Raw genomic sequence first — 15688 nt, 5'->3', positions numbered from 1 at the left:
CCCGCCGGTGCCAGCCGGCACATTGCAGGAGAGCCCTATGGCCAACACTCAAGCCGTTACCGACGCCGAATTCGACAGCGAAGTCCGTCAGTCCTCGACCCCTGTCGTGGTCGATTTCTGGGCCGAATGGTGCGGGCCTTGCCGCCAGATCGGCCCCTCGCTGGAAGAGCTGGCAGCCGAATACGAAGGCCGTGTGAAAATCGTCAAAATCAACGTGGACGAGAACCCCGAAAGCCCCGCCGCCCTTGGCGTGCGCGGTATTCCGGCGCTTTTCCTGTTCAAGGACGGGCAAGTCGTTTCGAACAAGATCGGCGCTGCGCCTAAAGCTGCGCTGAAAGCCTGGATCGACGAGTCGATCTGATCCTTTACGCGTCGGGGGCGGTGCCGATAGGCCAGCCGCCCCTGCGCATTGCATCAATGATCCGCGCCCCTGCATCGGGCCGCGAGGCATTGATCGAATTTTCCTGAAGAAACCAGAACAGGTAGCGGTCGAAATCCGGGGCATGTGTCTCGGCGCGGGCCAGTGCCTCTGCCACGCCCAGATCGGCGACATTCAGGCCGATGTGGTGAAAGTCGATCTGCCCGAACAGGACCGCAGGCTTGCCCAGCAGATAGCCGTCAAAAGCGACAGCGCTGTTTTGCGTCGCGACAAAGGCGCAGTCGCGCAAGATCCGCATCGTGTCGCCGCCGATTTTCAGGTTGGGGTAGCGCGCAGCAAGCTGGTCCAGCGCGGCATGGTCGGCGTCGTCATAGATCTCTCTTGGGTGCAGGGTGGCGACGGTCGGGCGCCCGGTGGCAGCAACGGCATCAAGCATCTCGACCGGGCTCGTGCTCTGGAATGACCGGCAGCGGCGGATGTGGCCCTGTAGCGGCACCAGCACTGTCTTGCCCCGCTGCGGCGGCGGCCCGGGCAGGACCCTTGTGCGCAGCCGCTCGGCAAAGGTGTGCGCTGCCTCGGGATCGACGGTTGCGGGGTCGTAGCTGCGTTTTGCGACCTGAAAGCGCCAGCGCTGCTGCACCGGCTCGATCTGCCAGAACGGATAGTGATAGGCGCGGCGAAAGGTCAGCGCCCGCTCATGCGTGGGGGCCTCCATGTGAAACAGCGCATATCCGCCCCGCAGGGGGGCCGCCATCCGCGCCATATGGCCGGTTTCGTGCCATTCGACCTGCCAGCCCGCGCCTTCGACCGCGCGGCGCAGAACGGCCATGAAGTTAAAGCTGCCTGCCCGGGCCGATCGCAGCATCGAACCTTCCAGATAGACACGCAGGATTGGCGCTTTGGTCATGCCGGCAAGCTATCGGCCCGCGCGGCGCTGTGGAAGGGGCGGGTTGCGAAAGCGGCCATGGACCCATATCTGACGCGGCAGGGCTGAGATCGGAGATAGGCATGTCCGAAGACAAATTTCCCGGCTGGCACGGAACCACGATTCTGGCGGTGCGGCGCAATGGCCGTGTCGTCGTCGCCGGGGACGGGCAGGTCAGCGTTGGCCAGACGGTCATGAAGGGCACGGCACGCAAGGTGCGCCGGCTAAACCCGGGCGGGCATGACGTTGTCGTTGGTTTTGCCGGTTCCACCGCCGATGCCTTTACCCTGCTGGAACGGCTGGAAAAGAAGCTTGAGGCGGCGCCCGGGCAACTGGCCCGCGCCTGTGTCGATCTGGCCAAGGACTGGCGCATGGACAAATACCTGCGCAATCTTGAGGCCATGCTGATCGTGACCGATGGCAAGGATATTTTCGTCGTCACCGGCGCGGGCGACGTGCTTGAGCCTGAACATGACGTGGCGGCCATCGGTTCGGGCGGGAACTTTGCCCTTGCCGCTGCGCGGGGGCTGATGGAAAGCGACCTGGATGCCGAGGCTGTCGCGCGCAAGGCGATGGCGATTGCCGCCGATATCTGCGTCTACACCAACGGAAATCTGACGGTCGAGGTGCTGGGCTGACGCCCCGCCGCCCGTGAGCAGGAAACAGGATGGCCGCCGGTAGCCCCTGACAGGAAAGGTAGAGCATGAGTGACTTGACGCCGCGCGAGATTGTCTCGGAGCTGGATCGCTTCATCATCGGGCAAAGGGACGCCAAGCGCGCCGTGGCCGTGGCGCTGCGCAACCGCTGGCGGCGGCGGCAGCTTGGCGACGATCTGCGCGACGAGGTCTATCCCAAGAACATCCTGATGATCGGCCCGACCGGTGTCGGTAAGACCGAGATCAGTCGCCGCCTTGCCAAGCTGGCCCGCGCCCCTTTCCTGAAGGTCGAGGCGACCAAGTTCACCGAGGTCGGCTATGTCGGCCGCGACGTCGAACAGATCATCCGCGACCTGACCGATGCCGCGATCATCGAGACGCGGGAGCGCATGCGCGAACAGGTCAAGGCCCGCGCCCATAAATCGGCTGAGGACCGCGTTGTTGCCGCCCTTGCCGGCGAAGGCGCCCGCGAGCAGACCCGCGAGATGTTCCGCGAAAAGCTGAAACGTGGTGAGCTGGACGACAAGGTGATCGAGCTTGAGCTGCGCGACAGCTCGAACCCCCTGGGCATGATGGAGATCCCCGGCCAGCCCGGTGCCATGGGCGGGATGATGGATCTGTCAGGTCTTTTCAAGGCTTTCGGCGGCCGGCAGGTTCGCCGCAAGATCACCGTCGCGGAAAGTTATGAACTGTTGATCGCGGAAGAGGCAGACAAGCTTTTGGATGACGAGGTGGTCCGCGCCGCCGCGCTTGAGGCGGTGCAGGAAAACGGCATCGTCTTTATTGATGAGATCGACAAGGTCGCCGCGCGTACCGATGCAAGGGGCGGCGATGTCTCGCGCGAGGGGGTGCAGCGCGACCTGCTGCCGCTGATCGAGGGGACCACGGTTTCCACAAAATACGGCCCGGTCAGGACGGATCACATCCTGTTCATCACCAGCGGCGCTTTCCACATCGCCAAGCCATCGGACCTGCTGCCCGAACTTCAGGGCCGCCTGCCGATCCGGGTCGAGCTGCGGGCCCTGACCGAAGAGGACTTTATCCGCATCCTGACCGAGACCGACAACGCCCTGACCCGGCAATACACGGGCCTGATGGCGACCGAGGGGGTGACGGTCCAGTTTACCGATGATGGCATTCGTGCGCTTGCCCGGATCGCTGCCGAGGTGAACAGCTCGGTCGAGAACATCGGTGCCCGCCGCCTTTACACGGTGATGGAGCGGGTGTTCGAAGAGCTGTCCTTCAGCGCCCCCGACCGCTCGGGCGAGACGGTGGTGGTCGATGAAGCCTTTGTCGAAAAGCATCTGGGCGATCTGGCGCGTTCGACCGACCTGTCTCGCTATGTGCTTTAGGGAACCCTGACGCCTTTCCCACCGTTGTGCAGATGACGCAACGGTGGGGAACGCTTATGGGATATGTCTTCGGATTCATCATCTTCGCGCTGGATGTCTGGGCCATTGCCTCGATCATCAACACGAATGAAACCACGACGACCAAGCTGATCTGGATCGCGCTGGTGGCTATCCTGCCCGTGGTCGGGTTGATCATCTGGTGGCTGGCGGGTCCCAAGGCGAATTACGGCTGAGGACTTTCCCGCCGCGTCGCGGCATGGCATTGTCCCCCGCAAGTCTGAAAGGCGGGGGATATGTCGGCGCGGATCCTGTTTTCGCTTATCTTGTTGCTCGCGGCTTGTGCGCCACGGGGTGATATCACCATCGCCCCCGAGGCGGCGGGGGTCGGTCATGTCGAGCGCATCTATATCGCTACCAACCGCACCCCCGATGGCCGTGGTCAGGAGCAGGTAAGCTTTGGCCGCGTCGATGTCTCGGTCCCGCCCGAGCGCCAGCCCGGCTCGATCACCTATCCCCGCAGGGGGGCAAGGCCCGATCCCCGACGCGACTTTCTGGTTTCAGAATTTGTGCGCTATCCCCGCCCCCGGGATTTCCGCGCCGATCTGCGCCATGCCATCGCCGCGCGGCCCGCAGGCGACCGCGACGTAGTCCTGTTCGTTCATGGTTACAACAATACCTTTGCCGAGGGGCTTTATCGCTTTGCCCAGCTTGAACATGACCTGAGCCTGCCCGGAGTGCCGCTGCATTTCTCATGGCCATCACGCGGGCAGCCGCTGGCCTATGCGGCAGATCGCGAAACCATCCTTTATTCCCGCGATGCACTGGAAAGCAGCATCGACATCGCCACTGATGCGGGTGCCGGCAAGGTCATTCTGGTGGCACATTCGATGGGTGCTGCGCTGCTGATGGAGAGCCTGCGCCAGATGGCCATCGGCGGCAAACGTCAGACGCTTGACCGTATCGGCGGGGTGGTGCTGCTGTCGCCCGATATCAACGTCGACCTGTTCCGGATGCAGGCCAAAGCGATCGGGCGGCTGCCGCAACCCTTTGTCATCTTTACCTCGGGGCGGGATCGGGCGCTTAGCCTTTCGGCGCTGATCTCGGCCGAAGAGGTGCGGCTGGGCAGTCTGACCGATGCGGCGCCGGTGGCGGATCTGCCGGTGACACTGGTCGATGTCGGTGCCTTTTCGACCGGAGACGGGCATTTCAACGTCGCCACCTCTCCGGCACTGTTGCAGATCCTGTCGCAGGCGCAAGAGCTGAACCAGAAATTCTCGCTCGATGCCTCGGGCGGGCTGGGGCCGCTGACCCGCGCCACGCTGCATGCCGAGCGTGCGGCCCAGATCGTGATCTCGCCCGCTTTCTAGCGGCGCAGATAAACGTAATAGGCGCCTTCACCGCCGTGGCGGCGATGCGCTGGACGGACCTGCAGCACGGCTGTGCTTAGTGGCGGCATATGCAGCCAATGCGGCACATTGTGGCGCAGGGCCCCGGGCCTGACCGGCAGCGGCGCATCCGGCCCGCCTGCCCGTCCCTTGCCGGTGATGACCAGAACCAGCCGTAATCCGTCTGCCCGCGCCTGCATGATAAAGCGGGTCAGCACCGGCTGGGCGACGGCCAGTGTCATGCCATGCAGGTCGATCCGCGCTTCGGGCGACAGCTTGCCGCGCGTCATCTGGCGATGGGTCTTGTGATCCATGCGCAGGGGCTGGGCGTCCAGCGCCTCATTCGGCAAGGGGGACAGGTCGATGCGGGTCGAGGCGGCATCCTTGCGGTTGCCAAGCCGCAGTCCGGCTAGCGAGGGCGGCGGCACCGGCTCGGCCGCCTGCCGCGAGGGCGCCATCTTTGTCGGGGTCAGTGCCGGGGGCGGATCATCCGCTGGTGCGGGATGCCTGCCCCCGGGGTGCAATGGATCGACGCTGGCGGCGACGCGGGACCACAGGACCTTGTCCTCGGTCGAAAGTCCCCGCCGCCGCTTCATGGTTCAGGCCGTGGCAATAAGCTGCCAGTTCGGATCATCCTGACCCATGCGGCGGGCAAAGGTCCAGGTGTCGCGCTGTTTGCGGGCAGCCTTGGGATCGCCTTCGACCACATTGCCTTCGGCATCGCGGGTGGCGACGATCATTTCGCCGACGAAGCGCACCGAAAGCTCGGCCATGCCGGTCGCCTGCGTGAACTCGGCCGCTGCAAGCGCGGTTTCGCGGGTGCCAAGGAACTGCGCCTCGGTGGTCAGGCCGCGCGATTTGCGATCCTCGATCACCGCATCAAAGGCCTGCGCGATCTCGGGGGCGAGAAAGGCGCGGACCTCGGACAGGTCGCCGCGTTCAAAGGCCATCAGGATCATTTCATAGGCAGCTTTTGCGCCGGACAGGAACGGGCCAACGGCAAAATCGGGTTCAAGCCGCTTCATCTCGGCCAAAGCCCTGGCGGTGGGGCTGCCCGGTTCGGCGTGATCGGCGATGTCGCTGTCACCCGGTTCGGCTGTGCCGTCGATAACGTCGAACCGGCTGCGCTGCGCCGGTTCTTCGGGCACGCGTGGCGGTTCGAATCCATCTCGTGTGCCCAGGACCCCCCTTAGACGCAGGATCAGGAACACGGCAATCGCCGCCAGGACGATCAGTTGCAGCAGGGGGTTCGACATCAACGGACCTAACGAGCTTTGTAACGGCGGTTTGCATGCTTATGTAGGGTGGAGACCGGCCCAAGTCCAGTTGACGCCGGAAAGAGAAGCTGCCGGAGGATAAGGCTTTATGTGGCTGTTCTTGCCATTCGTGGTTTTGCCGATCATCGAAATCGCGCTGTTCATCCAGGTCGGAGGCGCGATCGGCGTCCTGCCAGCCATCGCGCTGGTCATCGGCTCGGCGTTTTTGGGGGTGGCAGTGATGCGCTGGCAAAGCACGCGTGCTGCGATGGATCTGCAACGTGCGATGCAAGAATTTCGCGCGCCCGGCCGGCCTATGGCCCATGGTGCGCTGGTGATGATCGGCGGCATGCTTCTGGTGGTGCCCGGGCTTTTCACCAGCATGCTTGGACTGTTGCTGCTGATCCCGCCGGTGCGCAGTCTGATCCTGCGACAGATGGCCTCACGTGTTCAGGTCTCGGGTATGGGGCTGCACTATAGCCAAAGCGGCGCTGATTTCGGCACCGATTATCCGGCGGGTTTTCGGCCCGGTCGGGGCGGGCGCGAGGATGGCGTGATCGACGGCGAATATTCGGTTCAGGACGACCCGCCAGCCCCGGTGCGCGAGGGTCTGACCGATCAAAGCGGGACCGGCGGGAAACCCGGCAACTCGGGCTGGACCCGGCATTGAGTGGCGGGCCGGGCGGTGCTAGAACCGCCTCAAGATCCGAGGAGAACTTGATGAGCGACGAAAACAACAACGGCGCTGGCGCGCCCGATGCCCAGAACCCCGGGCAGAATGCGGGCCAGCAGCCAGCGGTGCGCCTGCAGATCCTGACGCAATATGTCCGCGACCTGTCCTTTGAGAATGTGGTTGCGCAAAAGGGTCTGCCCTCGGGCGAGGTCCAGCCCGAGATCAGCGTGCAGGTCAGCCTGGACGCCCGCAAGCGCCCGGCCGACAACCAGTACGAAGTGATCAGCAAATTCCGCGTGCAGTCCTCGAACGCCAAGGACAAGTCGCCGCTGTTTCTGTGCGAACTGGATTATGGCGGGATCTTTCTGGTCGAGGGCGTGCCCGAGGACCAGTTGCATCCGTTCCTGATGATCGAATGCCCGCGGCTGATGTTCCCCTATGTGCGACGCATCGTTTCGGACGTGACGCGTGACGGTGGCTTCCCGCCCTTTAACATGGACCCGGTGGATTTCGTGACGTTGTACCGGCAGGAAATTGCCCGGCGCATGCAGGACCAGCGTCCTGCCGATCAGCCGCTGTCCTGAACCGTTCACTTCTAAGTGAGACTGGTCCCTTGGGGTCTGCGGTTTCCTGACCGCAGACCCTTTGCATGTCTGGCGTGGGCCTGACGGCCCTGCCCATTGCAAAAAAGACGGAGCGCAGCATGACAAAAGGCACAAAACGGGCCTGGCAGAGGATGCTGTCAGGGCGGCGGCTGGATCTTCTGGACCCGACCCCGGTCGATATCGAGATCGGCGACATTGCCCATGGTTTAGCCTTTGTCGCGCGCTGGAACGGGCAGACCCGGGGCGACTGGGCTTATACGGTGGCCGAACATTCACTGTTGGTCGTGGAGATCCACGACCGCATAAATCCCGGATGCGATCCGCGCTGGCGTTTGGCCGCACTGCTGCACGATGCACCGGAATATGTGATTGGGGACATGATCTCCCCGGTAAAAGCCGCGCTTGGCAGTGAATATGGAGAAATGGATGCGCGTTTGACGGCGGCAATTCATCGCCGCTTTGGTTTACCCGCGCAATTACCCGCCCCGGTTAAGCGCGCAATAAAGCGTGCCGACCGGATTTCGGCCTGGCTGGAAGCCATTCAGATTGCCGGGTTTTCCAGGGCAGAAGCAGATCGGTTATTTCCAGTTCCACAACCAGAAATTGTACAAGGGCTGGAAATACGTTTGCGTCCACCACTGGAAACCCGCAACGCGTTTCTACGCCGCTTTTCCGAACTCATAACAGAATTAGACAAATACTAATAAACATAAAGCAAGTCACCGCATGGAGAATACAGTAACGGCCTAGATTTCCATATCTTTCAGATTTTTACCTGCGTCCAGAGCTTCTTGTACCCAGCGGGGCTTGCGTCCGCGGCCGGTCCAGGTCTGGGACGGATCCTCGGGGTTCGCGTATTTGGGTGCGACTTTGCCGCGTGCTTGCTTGGCAACGGTCAACTCGGCCAGGTTAAAGCCAAATTCCCGGGCAGCACTCTCGGCTGCGGCCAAAGCTTCACGCTTGCGACGGTCTTCAAAAGTCGAAATAGCGCGATCAAGCTTATTCCGCAGGTCCCGAAGCTCGCGTAAGGACAGGGCGTCCAGATCGATGCTCATACGTTTATCCTTATTCTGCAGTTTGTGTGCCTCAATATTTGCATTCTGCATTGGAATGCAATCTTTTTCAGGCCTCTGCTATTAACGTGGGCTGCGCTTTGCCAAAATTCTTTGTAGGGTCCGGCGATGCATATGCAGCCGCCTTGCCGTCTCGCTGACATTACGATCACATTGTTCGTAAACGCGCTGAATATGCTCCCAGCGCACCCGATCAGCAGACATGGGGGTTTCGGGCGGGGGCGGCAGCGTCTCATTCCGCGACAGCAGCGCGCGGGTCACATCATCGGCATCAGCAGGTTTTGACAGGTAATCGGTCGCGCCCATTTTGACCGCCGCCACGGCTGTGGCGATCGCGCCGTAGCCGGTCAGAACGACGATGCGGGCGTCTTCGCGGGCCTCGCGCAGGGCATCGACGACATCCAGCCCGTAGCCATCTTCCAGCCGCAGATCGACCACCGCATAGGCCGGGGCGCGTTCAGCGACTGCGGCGCGGGCCTCGGCGACCGAGGCGGCGCGAATGACGTTAAAGCCACGTTTTTCCATGGCGCGCGCCAGACGGTTCAGAAAGATCTCGTCGTCATCGACCAGAAGCAGACTGGGGTCGGGTCCGATTGCGTAATCCTCTGCCATATTTGCTCGCCTTTGAACGCTGTGTGTTGATTAGGGGGTTTTTCCGGATCGGTCAAACTCTGCCGCTACGGTAACGAAACAGGCAGAGCGGTCTGCAACCTCTTGCGCCGGAATGTCGCGGCCAAAGATTTCGACCGTCCCGGCGGCGGGAATGATCAGGTAAGTGCTGGTGGTATGGTCCACGAGATAGTTTTCCGGATCGTCCTGATCATTCACCATGTAATAGCTGCGCCAGGATTTTGCGACCTTTGCGATTTCATCGGGGGTCCCGGTCAGCCCGATCATCCGTGGATGCATGGCCTGGGCGAAGCCTTTCAGCACCTCGGGCGTGTCGCGCCCGGGATCGACAGAGATAAAGACCGGCCTGACCGCGATGCCCTGTTGATCAAGGATCGAAACCGTCTCGGCATTGCGCGCATTGTCTAGCGGGCAGACATCGGGGCAATAGGTATAGCCGAAATAAAGCAGTGCGGGTTCTGCCAGCACCTGCCCGTCGCTGACACGCTGCCCGTTTTGATCGGTCAGTTCAAATGACCCGCCCAACCCGCCAAAATCACCAGAGACCGTGCCTTTACGGCAAACGGCAAAGGGATCAGCCCGACCCGGAGAAAGCCAGAACGCGCCGGCGACAAGCAAAATTCCCGCAATCAGGCTGCCAAAGATCAGGATTCTGCGGTCTTTGCTCGTCATCGTGACGCACCTTTGCGGCTGTGCGGCGCATTGATCGCCCATTCTGCCGTGGCTATCAATGCGAAACCCTGTCTCAAGTAGAAAGACCCGACGTGCCCCTCGGCCTTGTCTCTCGCCGCATCGACCTGTTCCCCGGACAGCCCGCGCCCGAACCGATCCGCCTGCGTACACTGATCCTGCTGCGCTGGGTGGCCATTGCCGGACAGCTTGCCGCCGTTGGCGCCGCGCTGGTGATCGGCGCGGGCTTTCCCCTGCTTGGGGTTCTCTTGGTGATCGGGCTGGCCGTGGCGCTGAACGTGATGCTGATGGCGCGTCCGGGCCGACGCATCCCGGCGCGCGAGGCCGCCTGGCAGCTGGGCTTTGATCTGGCGCAGGTTGCGACCTTGCTTGCACTGACCGGGGGGCTTGCGAACCCGTTTGCCCTGCTGTTGCTGGCCCCGGTGACGATTGCTGCAACGGCTCTGCCGCCTCGGCACCTGCTGGCGCTGGGGATTGCCACTTTCCTTATGGTCACTCTGGCTGCGATTTTTGCCCAGCCGCTGACCTTTGGACCGCAGGGGCTGGTGGCGCTGCGCGAGCCACTTCTGGTCGGGCACTGGTTCGCCATTGTCATCGGCGCGGTGTTTTTCTCGGCCTATGCCCGTCTGGTTGCGGGTGAGGTCAATGCCACCTCGGACGCGCTGTTCGCTGCCCGTCTGGCACTGGAGCGGGAACAAAAGCTGCAACATCTGGGCGGTGTCGTCGCCGCAGCCGCGCATGAGCTGGGAACGCCCCTGGCCACCATCAAGCTGGTCAGCGCCGAGCTTGCCAACGAGCTTGCCGACGCCCTGCCTGATCGTGAGGATCTGGCCGAGGACGTCGCTCTGGTCCGCCAGTCCGCGGATCGTTGCCGGGACATTCTGAACTCGATGGGCGGTGCGGGGCGCGATGACCTGCTGATTCGGTCAGCACCCCTGACCGAGGTTCTGGCCGAGGCAGCCTCGCCCCACCAGGATCGCGGGGCCGAGATCTCGATCCTGCCCGCGCCCGAGCGGCTGATTGTCCAGCGCGACGCCGCGGTGATCCACGGCCTGCGCAACCTGATCCAGAATGCTGTCGATTTCGCCTCGGGCCGGGTGACGATTGAGACCGGGGCCGACCGTCGCAATATCTGGGTGCGGATCGTCGATGACGGTCCCGGCTTCCCCTCGGGGCTGCTGCCGCGCATTGGCAGCCCGTTTCTGACCACCCGCCCCCGGGCCGAGGACGGGCGCAGCTACGAGGGGATGGGGTTGGGCCTCTTTATTGCCAAGGCGCTGTTGGAACGCTCTGGTGCGTGGCTGAACTTTGCCAACGCCCCCCAAGGCGGTGCCCAAGTCGTGGTGACCTGGCCGCGCGAGATGATCGAGGCTGAAAATCGGGCGGCTTTGGGGCCAAATCCTGAAATTCGCTCATAATTTTCAAATAGCGTTAACCACTTTTTAAAGTATCCGCTTCAGGCTGTAAGCGTTGGTCTTGCTCAGGGATGCTTTGCCATGGTCGTGCATTTCCTTATCGCCTTCCTGGCGGCGGCGCTGGCGGTGCTGCTGGCACTGGCGTTGATCCGGCTGCTGGACCGGCAAGGCGAAAAGGCCCGGCGCGCAGGCCAGCTGGAACGGGAAATCGAGCCTATTGTTTTCCTGTTCTGCGGTACCGCACTGGTCGATGCGACACCACCGGCCCGGGCGTTGCTTGCAACTTTGCCGGGTGAGGGCGACTGGCAGCGCCTGACCGCATGGCTTGGTATGCGCCTGCCAGAGTTTGCGGCGCGTTTACCAGATCTGGGCAGTGCCGCGCGCCATGAACTGTGTGAACATGAGAGCGAAAGTCCCTTGCGCCTGCTGATCGAGGATCTGGGAGAGGGGTTCATGCGTCTGACGCTTGCCGATCTTGCGGCGGAAAACGCAGGAATTCTGGTCGACTCCCTGACACTCCGTGCGATGGAGCAAGAGCTTGAGACCCTGCGCAGCACTATGGATCATTCGCCGATGCTTGCCTGGCGCGAGGACCGGCAGGGACAGGTAACATGGGCGAACTCGGCCTATCTGGGGCTGGTTGACGCGCAGGGACATGTGGCCTGGCCGCTGCCGCAGCTCATTGATCTGTCCGCACGGCCAGCGCAGGCCAGTACCAGCAGCCCGGGTTCGGCGCGACGGGTGCAGGTTGATGCGGGTGGGCAAAGCCGCTGGTATGATTGTTATCTGCATGAAATGTCTGATCAGACTGTGGCCATCGCCCTGCCTGCGGATGCTGCGGTGCGCGCCGAGCGCTCTTTGCGCGAATTCGTCCAGACGCTGACCAAGACCTTTGCAGATCTGCCCATAGGGCTTGCTATCTTTGACCGTGATCGCAATCTGCAACTTTTCAACCCGGCATTGATCGATCTGACCGGGCTTGCCACCGGCTTTCTGACCGCGCGTCCGACGCTTTACGCCTTTCTGGACCGCCTGCGCGAGGCGCGGATGGTGCCTGAGCCCAAGGATTACCGCAGCTGGCGCAATCAGATGAACAGCCTTGAGGCTGCCGCATCTACCGGCCACCATGTCGAAATGTGGTCTCTGCCCGGTGGTCAGACCTATCGCGTTACCGGGCGCCCGCATCCCGACGGCGCGGTGGCCTTCCTGTTTGAGGATATCACCTCGGAAATCTCGCTGACCCGCAAGTTCCGGGCTGACCTGTCGCTTGGGGCCGAGGTCTTGGACGCGATCGAGGATGCGATGGCGGTGTTTTCCGGCAATGGCGCGCTGCTGCTGTCGAACCGCCGCTATGCCGAACTTTGGGGCAAGGCGATTCCGACCACCCTGACGGATCATGTCGCGGTCTGGTCGGCTGCCTGCGGTGCCAGCCCCGGCCTTGCCACCCTGCGCGAGGCGCTGGATTCTGCCCTGCTTGACGAGCCTCTGCACGGGGCTATGGCAGGCCCTGCTGGCGGGCTGCTGTCCTGGGAGTTGCGCGGCCTGTCGGGCGGGCGGTTGCTGCTTTGCTTTGCTGCGTCGATGCCCAGCCTGCCTTTGGGGCACGAAACTATCCACGGGGCTGCGACCAACCTTAAGCCTGCGGAAAAGGCCAAGGAACGGCGTATGGTGACCGGGTGATATCTTGCCCTTTCGGCCGGTCCGCGCTTCCTTGTCCGAAATATTCAGGGAGCGATTGATGACAGGGTGGATGTCTCGTCAATCCGGGCGGTCATGACGACCAGCCCCGATCTTGTCGCCGGGCGGCGTGTGCTTTTCGTCATGGCGGTCGATAGCGAATACGGTCCGCATCTGCGGGCGCGGATCAGGCCGTTGATGACGGGTGTTGGCCCGGTCGAGGCGGCAGTGGCGCTGACAGCGGCCCTGACGCAGCTGTCACTGCAGGGTGAGTTGCCCGAACTGGTGGTCTCGCTCGGCTCAGCCGGATCGCGGCGGCTTGAGCAGCTTGGCATATATCAGGTCTCATCGCTGGAATATCGCGACATGGATGCCTCGGCACTGGGCTTCCCACGGGGCGAAACGCCGCTGCTGGGTCTGCCGGGGCGCATCGATCTGGCGCTGCGCATCCCGGGCATTGCCGAGGCGAGCCTTGCGACCGGGGCAAGCGTTGTCAGCGGTGCTGCCTATGACGATATCCATGCGGATATGGTCGATATGGAAACCTATGCTGTGCTGCGCGCCTGTCAGCGTTTCAACATCCCGCTGATTGGGCTGCGCGGCGTTTCGGACGGGGCCGAAGAGCTGTCGCACCTGTCGGACTGGACACAGTATCTGCATCTGGTCGATGAGCGGCTGGCTGAAGCGGTGGACCGCCTTAGCGAGGCACTGGAAAGGGGCGACCTGCTGCTGGAATGCGGCTGACCGCAGCATCGGGCAATGTGATCATCAAAGACGTGCCCGATATGACGCTGCCAATCTTGGCATCCTTTAGCTGAGGCGGTGGGTCACACAACCCTGGTCCGGCAATAAAAGGCAAAGGTGGGCGCTTGCGGTCCATGACCTCCCTCGCGGAGGGGTTTGCGGGGAAAAGGCTGCGCCAGCCAGGCATGCTCCGGCATACCACCTGGGCCAGTAGCGCCAGCCGGGTATCCGCCTAACCGGAAAGGTTTTGACCTGTCAGAACCCCAAAACCGGGGGCGATCTTGATCCGCATGCTCTGGCTGCGGATGCCGGTTTCCCGTTCCTGGCATGCTGATTCTGACCCCCTTCGGGAATTTGTCCTGCGTTTGCAGAAAAAGGCTGTACCGTTGAAACTAGTGAGGAAGCCATTGCCCTGGACTGGCCTTATGCCTGTTCAAGAGCGGTCACCGACCATCTGATTTCCGGCCCCGGGCGCCATTGGTAAGTTTCTGCATAGCAACTACGGTCGGCTAAGGCAGCAAAACCCGATCAGCCGGCCGGGGCGATTTCGCCCCGGTATTGATCGCGGGACGGACGCGTCACTCGCCGCCGACCAGCGCCTGCCCTTCGGGCCAGCGTAGCGCGGTGGTCAGGGTGATCTGCTGTGTCTCACCTGCCTTGATCTCGCCGTTCCAGACCAAAAGCCCGCGCTTGCCATCAGGGTCGGTCTCATCCGGTTCGGGCTTGGCGGACCAGTCGATGCGCAAAGCCTCCTGGGTCGAAACTGGAACCTGATCGATCACCCGCAGCGGCCATGCCTCGGCGGTCAGGTTGCGGATCTGCAAGATCGCGGTTTCGCGCCGCTCAGAGGATTTTGAGATCAGCCCGCGATTGCCCTCGACCTCGTCGGGAATGCGCCGTTCCAGCTTGATGCCGGTCAGCGGACCGAAGCCCAGTTTCATATCGTCGCCGGCGGCGGTCAGCTCAAGTGCGCTGCGTCCGACCATGGCGCCGTCGGCATAGAAGGTCGCCTGTCCCGGCAGGATGATGGCGCCGGTCGAGTTAACCGTGTCGGCGACCAGATAGGCGGTGCTGTCGCGCCGCGGGACGGCTTCGGCAAGGATCCTGGGCGTCAGATCGTGGGAATCGAGCGGCAGGCGCAGCGCGTCGGCCCCATCGCGCAGCGTTACCGGCGCCGGGTAGTCATAGACCACTGTTTCGCCCAGCATCCCCATCAGCGCGGTGCCGGCGATCCTACCTCGGGCGAGGGGGGCGGCCTCTGCAGTCGCATCCATGGCCATTTCTGCCATCGGTTCACCTGAACGGCTGTAGAGCTTTCTGTCCTGACCTTCGAGGCGTGGGAACGAAGGGTAAAGCTCGCTCGGTGCCGATTGATCCATAGGCCGCGCGGTGGAAAGCAGCAGATGCGCGCCCAGCCAATCCTCGCCGGTTTCCTGCCGGACGACCAGCCCGCGATCCAGCCGCAGCGTCTTTTCCTTGCGCTGCAGCCAAAGGTCATAGACCGGCGACCAGCTTGCCTCGTCAGTCAGGCTTGTGATGCGGATACGGGCGGGCTGGCCCTGCCCCTGCACTGCGATGACCAGCGCGCCGCGACCGGAATCCGTACCGCGCAAAGCCTCAAGCCGGGCCTCGGCGCGGGCCAGCTCTTCTTCCAGATCCTCGCGCCCGGCCTCGGCGGTCTCGGCCTCCAGCTCGGCACGAATCGCGGTTTGGCGGGCCTGCAAAAGTTGCTCGCCAACCGTATTTGCCAGGGTGGTGATGTCCGTGGCACCGACGGTGTCGGATTCGGCAAGCTTCATCAGGAATTCGATGGTGTCTTCTGCGGCTTCGGCACGGGCCTTGATTCCGGCCACGCTGGCGTCGCGTTCGGCGAGTGCGGATTTGAGGCGGCGGACCTCTTGCTCTGCCTCGCGCAGTTCGGGGGATTTCGCGGGAGTTTCGGGCAGCGCGCGTTCCTGCTGAAAGCCGGTCGCGCCAATCACCGCGCCTTTGGCGGTGACGCGCAGGCTGGCGGGATCGATCCCTTCGGGAATGCCGGGGATGACCAGTTCATGCGCTCCGTCGGGCAGATCAAGGCTGGCTTCGCGCGTAACGCTTGCACCCCACGGATAGACGGTGACGTCAGTGACGCGGGCAGTTGCCTCGATCCGGTCGGCAAAGGCCGGGCCGGCGGCAAGAATGGCGGTGGAAAGCAACAGATGGCGCATCAATTTCCCTCGTCGTGAATC

At 63.0% G+C, this 15688-nt stretch carries 18 protein-coding genes; 11 read left to right on the top strand and 7 right to left on the bottom strand.

Annotated elements, in window-relative coordinates:
- Positions 1-37 precede the first annotated feature (37 nt).
- Complete coding sequence (gene trxA / locus PARACOCCUSGL_RS0100680; RefSeq protein ID WP_010392022.1) at positions 38-361, top strand: thioredoxin; 324 nt, start codon at positions 38-40, stop codon at positions 359-361.
- A gap of 4 nt (positions 362-365) precedes the next feature.
- On the opposite strand, the gene PARACOCCUSGL_RS0100675 is transcribed toward trxA, so the two are convergent.
- A complete protein-coding gene (locus PARACOCCUSGL_RS0100675) occupies positions 366-1286 on the bottom strand; it encodes a hypothetical protein (protein ID WP_010392020.1) in 921 nt (306 codons plus the stop codon).
- Positions 1287-1387: 101 nt separating this feature from the next.
- Between PARACOCCUSGL_RS0100675 and hslV the strand changes: the two genes are divergently transcribed.
- The 4 genes from hslV (at position 1388) to PARACOCCUSGL_RS0100655 (ending at position 4679) form a co-directional block, all read left to right on the top strand.
- On the top strand, positions 1388-1942 hold the full coding sequence (gene hslV / locus PARACOCCUSGL_RS0100670; RefSeq protein ID WP_010392018.1) for an ATP-dependent protease subunit HslV: 555 nt from the start codon (positions 1388-1390) through the stop codon (positions 1940-1942).
- 65 nt (positions 1943-2007) lie between these two features.
- Positions 2008-3312: an ATP-dependent protease ATPase subunit HslU gene (hslU, locus tag PARACOCCUSGL_RS0100665; RefSeq protein ID WP_010392016.1), complete on the top strand. Its 1305-nt coding sequence runs from the start codon at positions 2008-2010 to the stop codon at positions 3310-3312.
- Between the two features lie 56 nt (positions 3313-3368).
- Positions 3369-3545, top strand: coding sequence for a PLDc N-terminal domain-containing protein (locus PARACOCCUSGL_RS21325; RefSeq protein WP_010392014.1), 177 nt, complete (start codon positions 3369-3371; stop codon positions 3543-3545).
- Between the two features lie 60 nt (positions 3546-3605).
- Complete coding sequence (locus PARACOCCUSGL_RS0100655) at positions 3606-4679, top strand: alpha/beta hydrolase (protein ID WP_010392012.1); 1074 nt, start codon at positions 3606-3608, stop codon at positions 4677-4679.
- Here the strand turns inward: PARACOCCUSGL_RS0100655 and PARACOCCUSGL_RS0100650 are convergent.
- The gene (locus PARACOCCUSGL_RS0100650) at positions 4676-5293 is read right to left on the bottom strand and encodes a Smr/MutS family protein (protein ID WP_010392010.1); all 618 of its coding nucleotides are present in this window, start codon (positions 5291-5293) and stop codon (positions 4676-4678) included. The genes PARACOCCUSGL_RS0100655 and PARACOCCUSGL_RS0100650 overlap by 4 nt on opposite strands.
- 3 nt (positions 5294-5296) lie before the next feature.
- A complete protein-coding gene (locus PARACOCCUSGL_RS0100645; protein ID WP_010392009.1) occupies positions 5297-5953 on the bottom strand; it encodes a Tim44/TimA family putative adaptor protein in 657 nt (218 codons plus the stop codon).
- A gap of 109 nt (positions 5954-6062) precedes the next feature.
- Here PARACOCCUSGL_RS0100645 and PARACOCCUSGL_RS0100640 point away from each other — a divergent pair, with 109 nt between their 5' ends.
- The 3 genes from PARACOCCUSGL_RS0100640 to PARACOCCUSGL_RS0100630 all read left to right on the top strand — a co-directional run bounded on the left by PARACOCCUSGL_RS0100640 (position 6063) and on the right by PARACOCCUSGL_RS0100630 (position 7935).
- Positions 6063-6623, top strand: a complete 561-nt coding sequence (locus PARACOCCUSGL_RS0100640) for an FxsA family protein (protein ID WP_010392005.1) — start codon at positions 6063-6065, stop codon at positions 6621-6623.
- A gap of 50 nt (positions 6624-6673) precedes the next feature.
- A complete protein-coding gene (gene secB, locus PARACOCCUSGL_RS0100635) occupies positions 6674-7210 on the top strand; it encodes a protein-export chaperone SecB (RefSeq protein ID WP_010392003.1) in 537 nt (178 codons plus the stop codon).
- Positions 7211-7329: 119 nt separating this feature from the next.
- A complete protein-coding gene (locus tag PARACOCCUSGL_RS0100630; protein WP_029371215.1) occupies positions 7330-7935 on the top strand; it encodes an HD domain-containing protein in 606 nt (201 codons plus the stop codon).
- Positions 7936-7977: 42 nt separating this feature from the next.
- Here PARACOCCUSGL_RS0100630 and PARACOCCUSGL_RS0100625 read toward each other — a convergent pair whose 3' ends face one another.
- From PARACOCCUSGL_RS0100625 to PARACOCCUSGL_RS0100615, 3 genes are all read right to left on the bottom strand, one after another.
- On the bottom strand, positions 7978-8286 hold the full coding sequence (locus PARACOCCUSGL_RS0100625) for an H-NS family nucleoid-associated regulatory protein (RefSeq protein ID WP_029371213.1): 309 nt from the start codon (positions 8284-8286) through the stop codon (positions 7978-7980).
- A gap of 81 nt (positions 8287-8367) precedes the next feature.
- Positions 8368-8916, bottom strand: coding sequence for an ActR/PrrA/RegA family redox response regulator transcription factor (locus PARACOCCUSGL_RS0100620; protein WP_010391997.1), 549 nt, complete (start codon positions 8914-8916; stop codon positions 8368-8370).
- 30 nt (positions 8917-8946) lie between these two features.
- Positions 8947-9606: an SCO family protein gene (locus PARACOCCUSGL_RS0100615; RefSeq protein ID WP_010391996.1), complete on the bottom strand. Its 660-nt coding sequence runs from the start codon at positions 9604-9606 to the stop codon at positions 8947-8949.
- A 92-nt stretch (positions 9607-9698) separates the two neighbouring features.
- Here PARACOCCUSGL_RS0100615 and PARACOCCUSGL_RS0100610 point away from each other — a divergent pair, with 92 nt between their 5' ends.
- From PARACOCCUSGL_RS0100610 to PARACOCCUSGL_RS0100600, 3 genes are all read left to right on the top strand, one after another.
- Positions 9699-11042 carry an ActS/PrrB/RegB family redox-sensitive histidine kinase gene (locus PARACOCCUSGL_RS0100610; RefSeq protein ID WP_010391994.1) on the top strand — a complete coding sequence of 448 codons (1344 nt, stop codon included), beginning with the start codon at positions 9699-9701 and terminating at the stop codon, positions 11040-11042.
- 78 nt (positions 11043-11120) lie between these two features.
- A complete protein-coding gene (locus PARACOCCUSGL_RS0100605) occupies positions 11121-12719 on the top strand; it encodes a PAS-domain containing protein (protein WP_010391992.1) in 1599 nt (532 codons plus the stop codon).
- 93 nt (positions 12720-12812) lie between these two features.
- Positions 12813-13460 carry a 5'-methylthioadenosine/S-adenosylhomocysteine nucleosidase gene (locus tag PARACOCCUSGL_RS0100600; RefSeq protein ID WP_010391989.1) on the top strand — a complete coding sequence of 216 codons (648 nt, stop codon included), beginning with the start codon at positions 12813-12815 and terminating at the stop codon, positions 13458-13460.
- A 578-nt stretch (positions 13461-14038) separates the two neighbouring features.
- Here PARACOCCUSGL_RS0100600 and PARACOCCUSGL_RS0100590 read toward each other — a convergent pair.
- On the bottom strand, positions 14039-15667 hold the full coding sequence (locus PARACOCCUSGL_RS0100590; protein ID WP_010391987.1) for a DUF4139 domain-containing protein: 1629 nt from the start codon (positions 15665-15667) through the stop codon (positions 14039-14041).
- Positions 15668-15688: the final 21 nt, after the last annotated feature.

The organism is Paracoccus sp. TRP, from assembly GCF_000185925.1.
In the GTDB taxonomy this organism is placed as follows: domain Bacteria; phylum Pseudomonadota; class Alphaproteobacteria; order Rhodobacterales; family Rhodobacteraceae; genus Paracoccus; species Paracoccus kondratievae.
Note: the sequence above shows the minus strand (reverse complement) of the source record. Positions and strands in the feature narration are given on the sequence as shown.

Excerpts from the sequence above, each read along its gene's own strand:
- trxA (WP_010392022.1), top strand. The coding sequence starts at position 38 with ATGGCCAACACTCAAGCCGTTACCGACGCCGAATTCGACAGCGAAGTC.
- PARACOCCUSGL_RS0100675 (WP_010392020.1), bottom strand. The coding sequence starts at position 1,286 with ATGACCAAAGCGCCAATCCTGCGTGTCTATCTGGAAGGTTCGATGCTG.
- hslV (WP_010392018.1), top strand. The coding sequence starts at position 1,388 with ATGTCCGAAGACAAATTTCCCGGCTGGCACGGAACCACGATTCTGGCG.
- hslU (WP_010392016.1), top strand. The coding sequence starts at position 2,008 with ATGAGTGACTTGACGCCGCGCGAGATTGTCTCGGAGCTGGATCGCTTC.
- PARACOCCUSGL_RS21325 (WP_010392014.1), top strand. The coding sequence starts at position 3,369 with ATGGGATATGTCTTCGGATTCATCATCTTCGCGCTGGATGTCTGGGCC.
- PARACOCCUSGL_RS0100655 (WP_010392012.1), top strand. The coding sequence starts at position 3,606 with ATGTCGGCGCGGATCCTGTTTTCGCTTATCTTGTTGCTCGCGGCTTGT.
- PARACOCCUSGL_RS0100650 (WP_010392010.1), bottom strand. The coding sequence starts at position 5,293 with ATGAAGCGGCGGCGGGGACTTTCGACCGAGGACAAGGTCCTGTGGTCC.
- PARACOCCUSGL_RS0100645 (WP_010392009.1), bottom strand. The coding sequence starts at position 5,953 with ATGTCGAACCCCCTGCTGCAACTGATCGTCCTGGCGGCGATTGCCGTG.
- PARACOCCUSGL_RS0100640 (WP_010392005.1), top strand. The coding sequence starts at position 6,063 with ATGTGGCTGTTCTTGCCATTCGTGGTTTTGCCGATCATCGAAATCGCG.
- secB (WP_010392003.1), top strand. The coding sequence starts at position 6,674 with ATGAGCGACGAAAACAACAACGGCGCTGGCGCGCCCGATGCCCAGAAC.
- PARACOCCUSGL_RS0100630 (WP_029371215.1), top strand. The coding sequence starts at position 7,330 with ATGACAAAAGGCACAAAACGGGCCTGGCAGAGGATGCTGTCAGGGCGG.
- PARACOCCUSGL_RS0100625 (WP_029371213.1), bottom strand. The coding sequence starts at position 8,286 with ATGAGCATCGATCTGGACGCCCTGTCCTTACGCGAGCTTCGGGACCTG.
- PARACOCCUSGL_RS0100620 (WP_010391997.1), bottom strand. The coding sequence starts at position 8,916 with ATGGCAGAGGATTACGCAATCGGACCCGACCCCAGTCTGCTTCTGGTC.
- PARACOCCUSGL_RS0100615 (WP_010391996.1), bottom strand. The coding sequence starts at position 9,606 with ATGACGAGCAAAGACCGCAGAATCCTGATCTTTGGCAGCCTGATTGCG.
- PARACOCCUSGL_RS0100605 (WP_010391992.1), top strand. The coding sequence starts at position 11,121 with ATGGTCGTGCATTTCCTTATCGCCTTCCTGGCGGCGGCGCTGGCGGTG.
- PARACOCCUSGL_RS0100600 (WP_010391989.1), top strand. The coding sequence starts at position 12,813 with ATGACGACCAGCCCCGATCTTGTCGCCGGGCGGCGTGTGCTTTTCGTC.
- PARACOCCUSGL_RS0100590 (WP_010391987.1), bottom strand. The coding sequence starts at position 15,667 with ATGCGCCATCTGTTGCTTTCCACCGCCATTCTTGCCGCCGGCCCGGCC.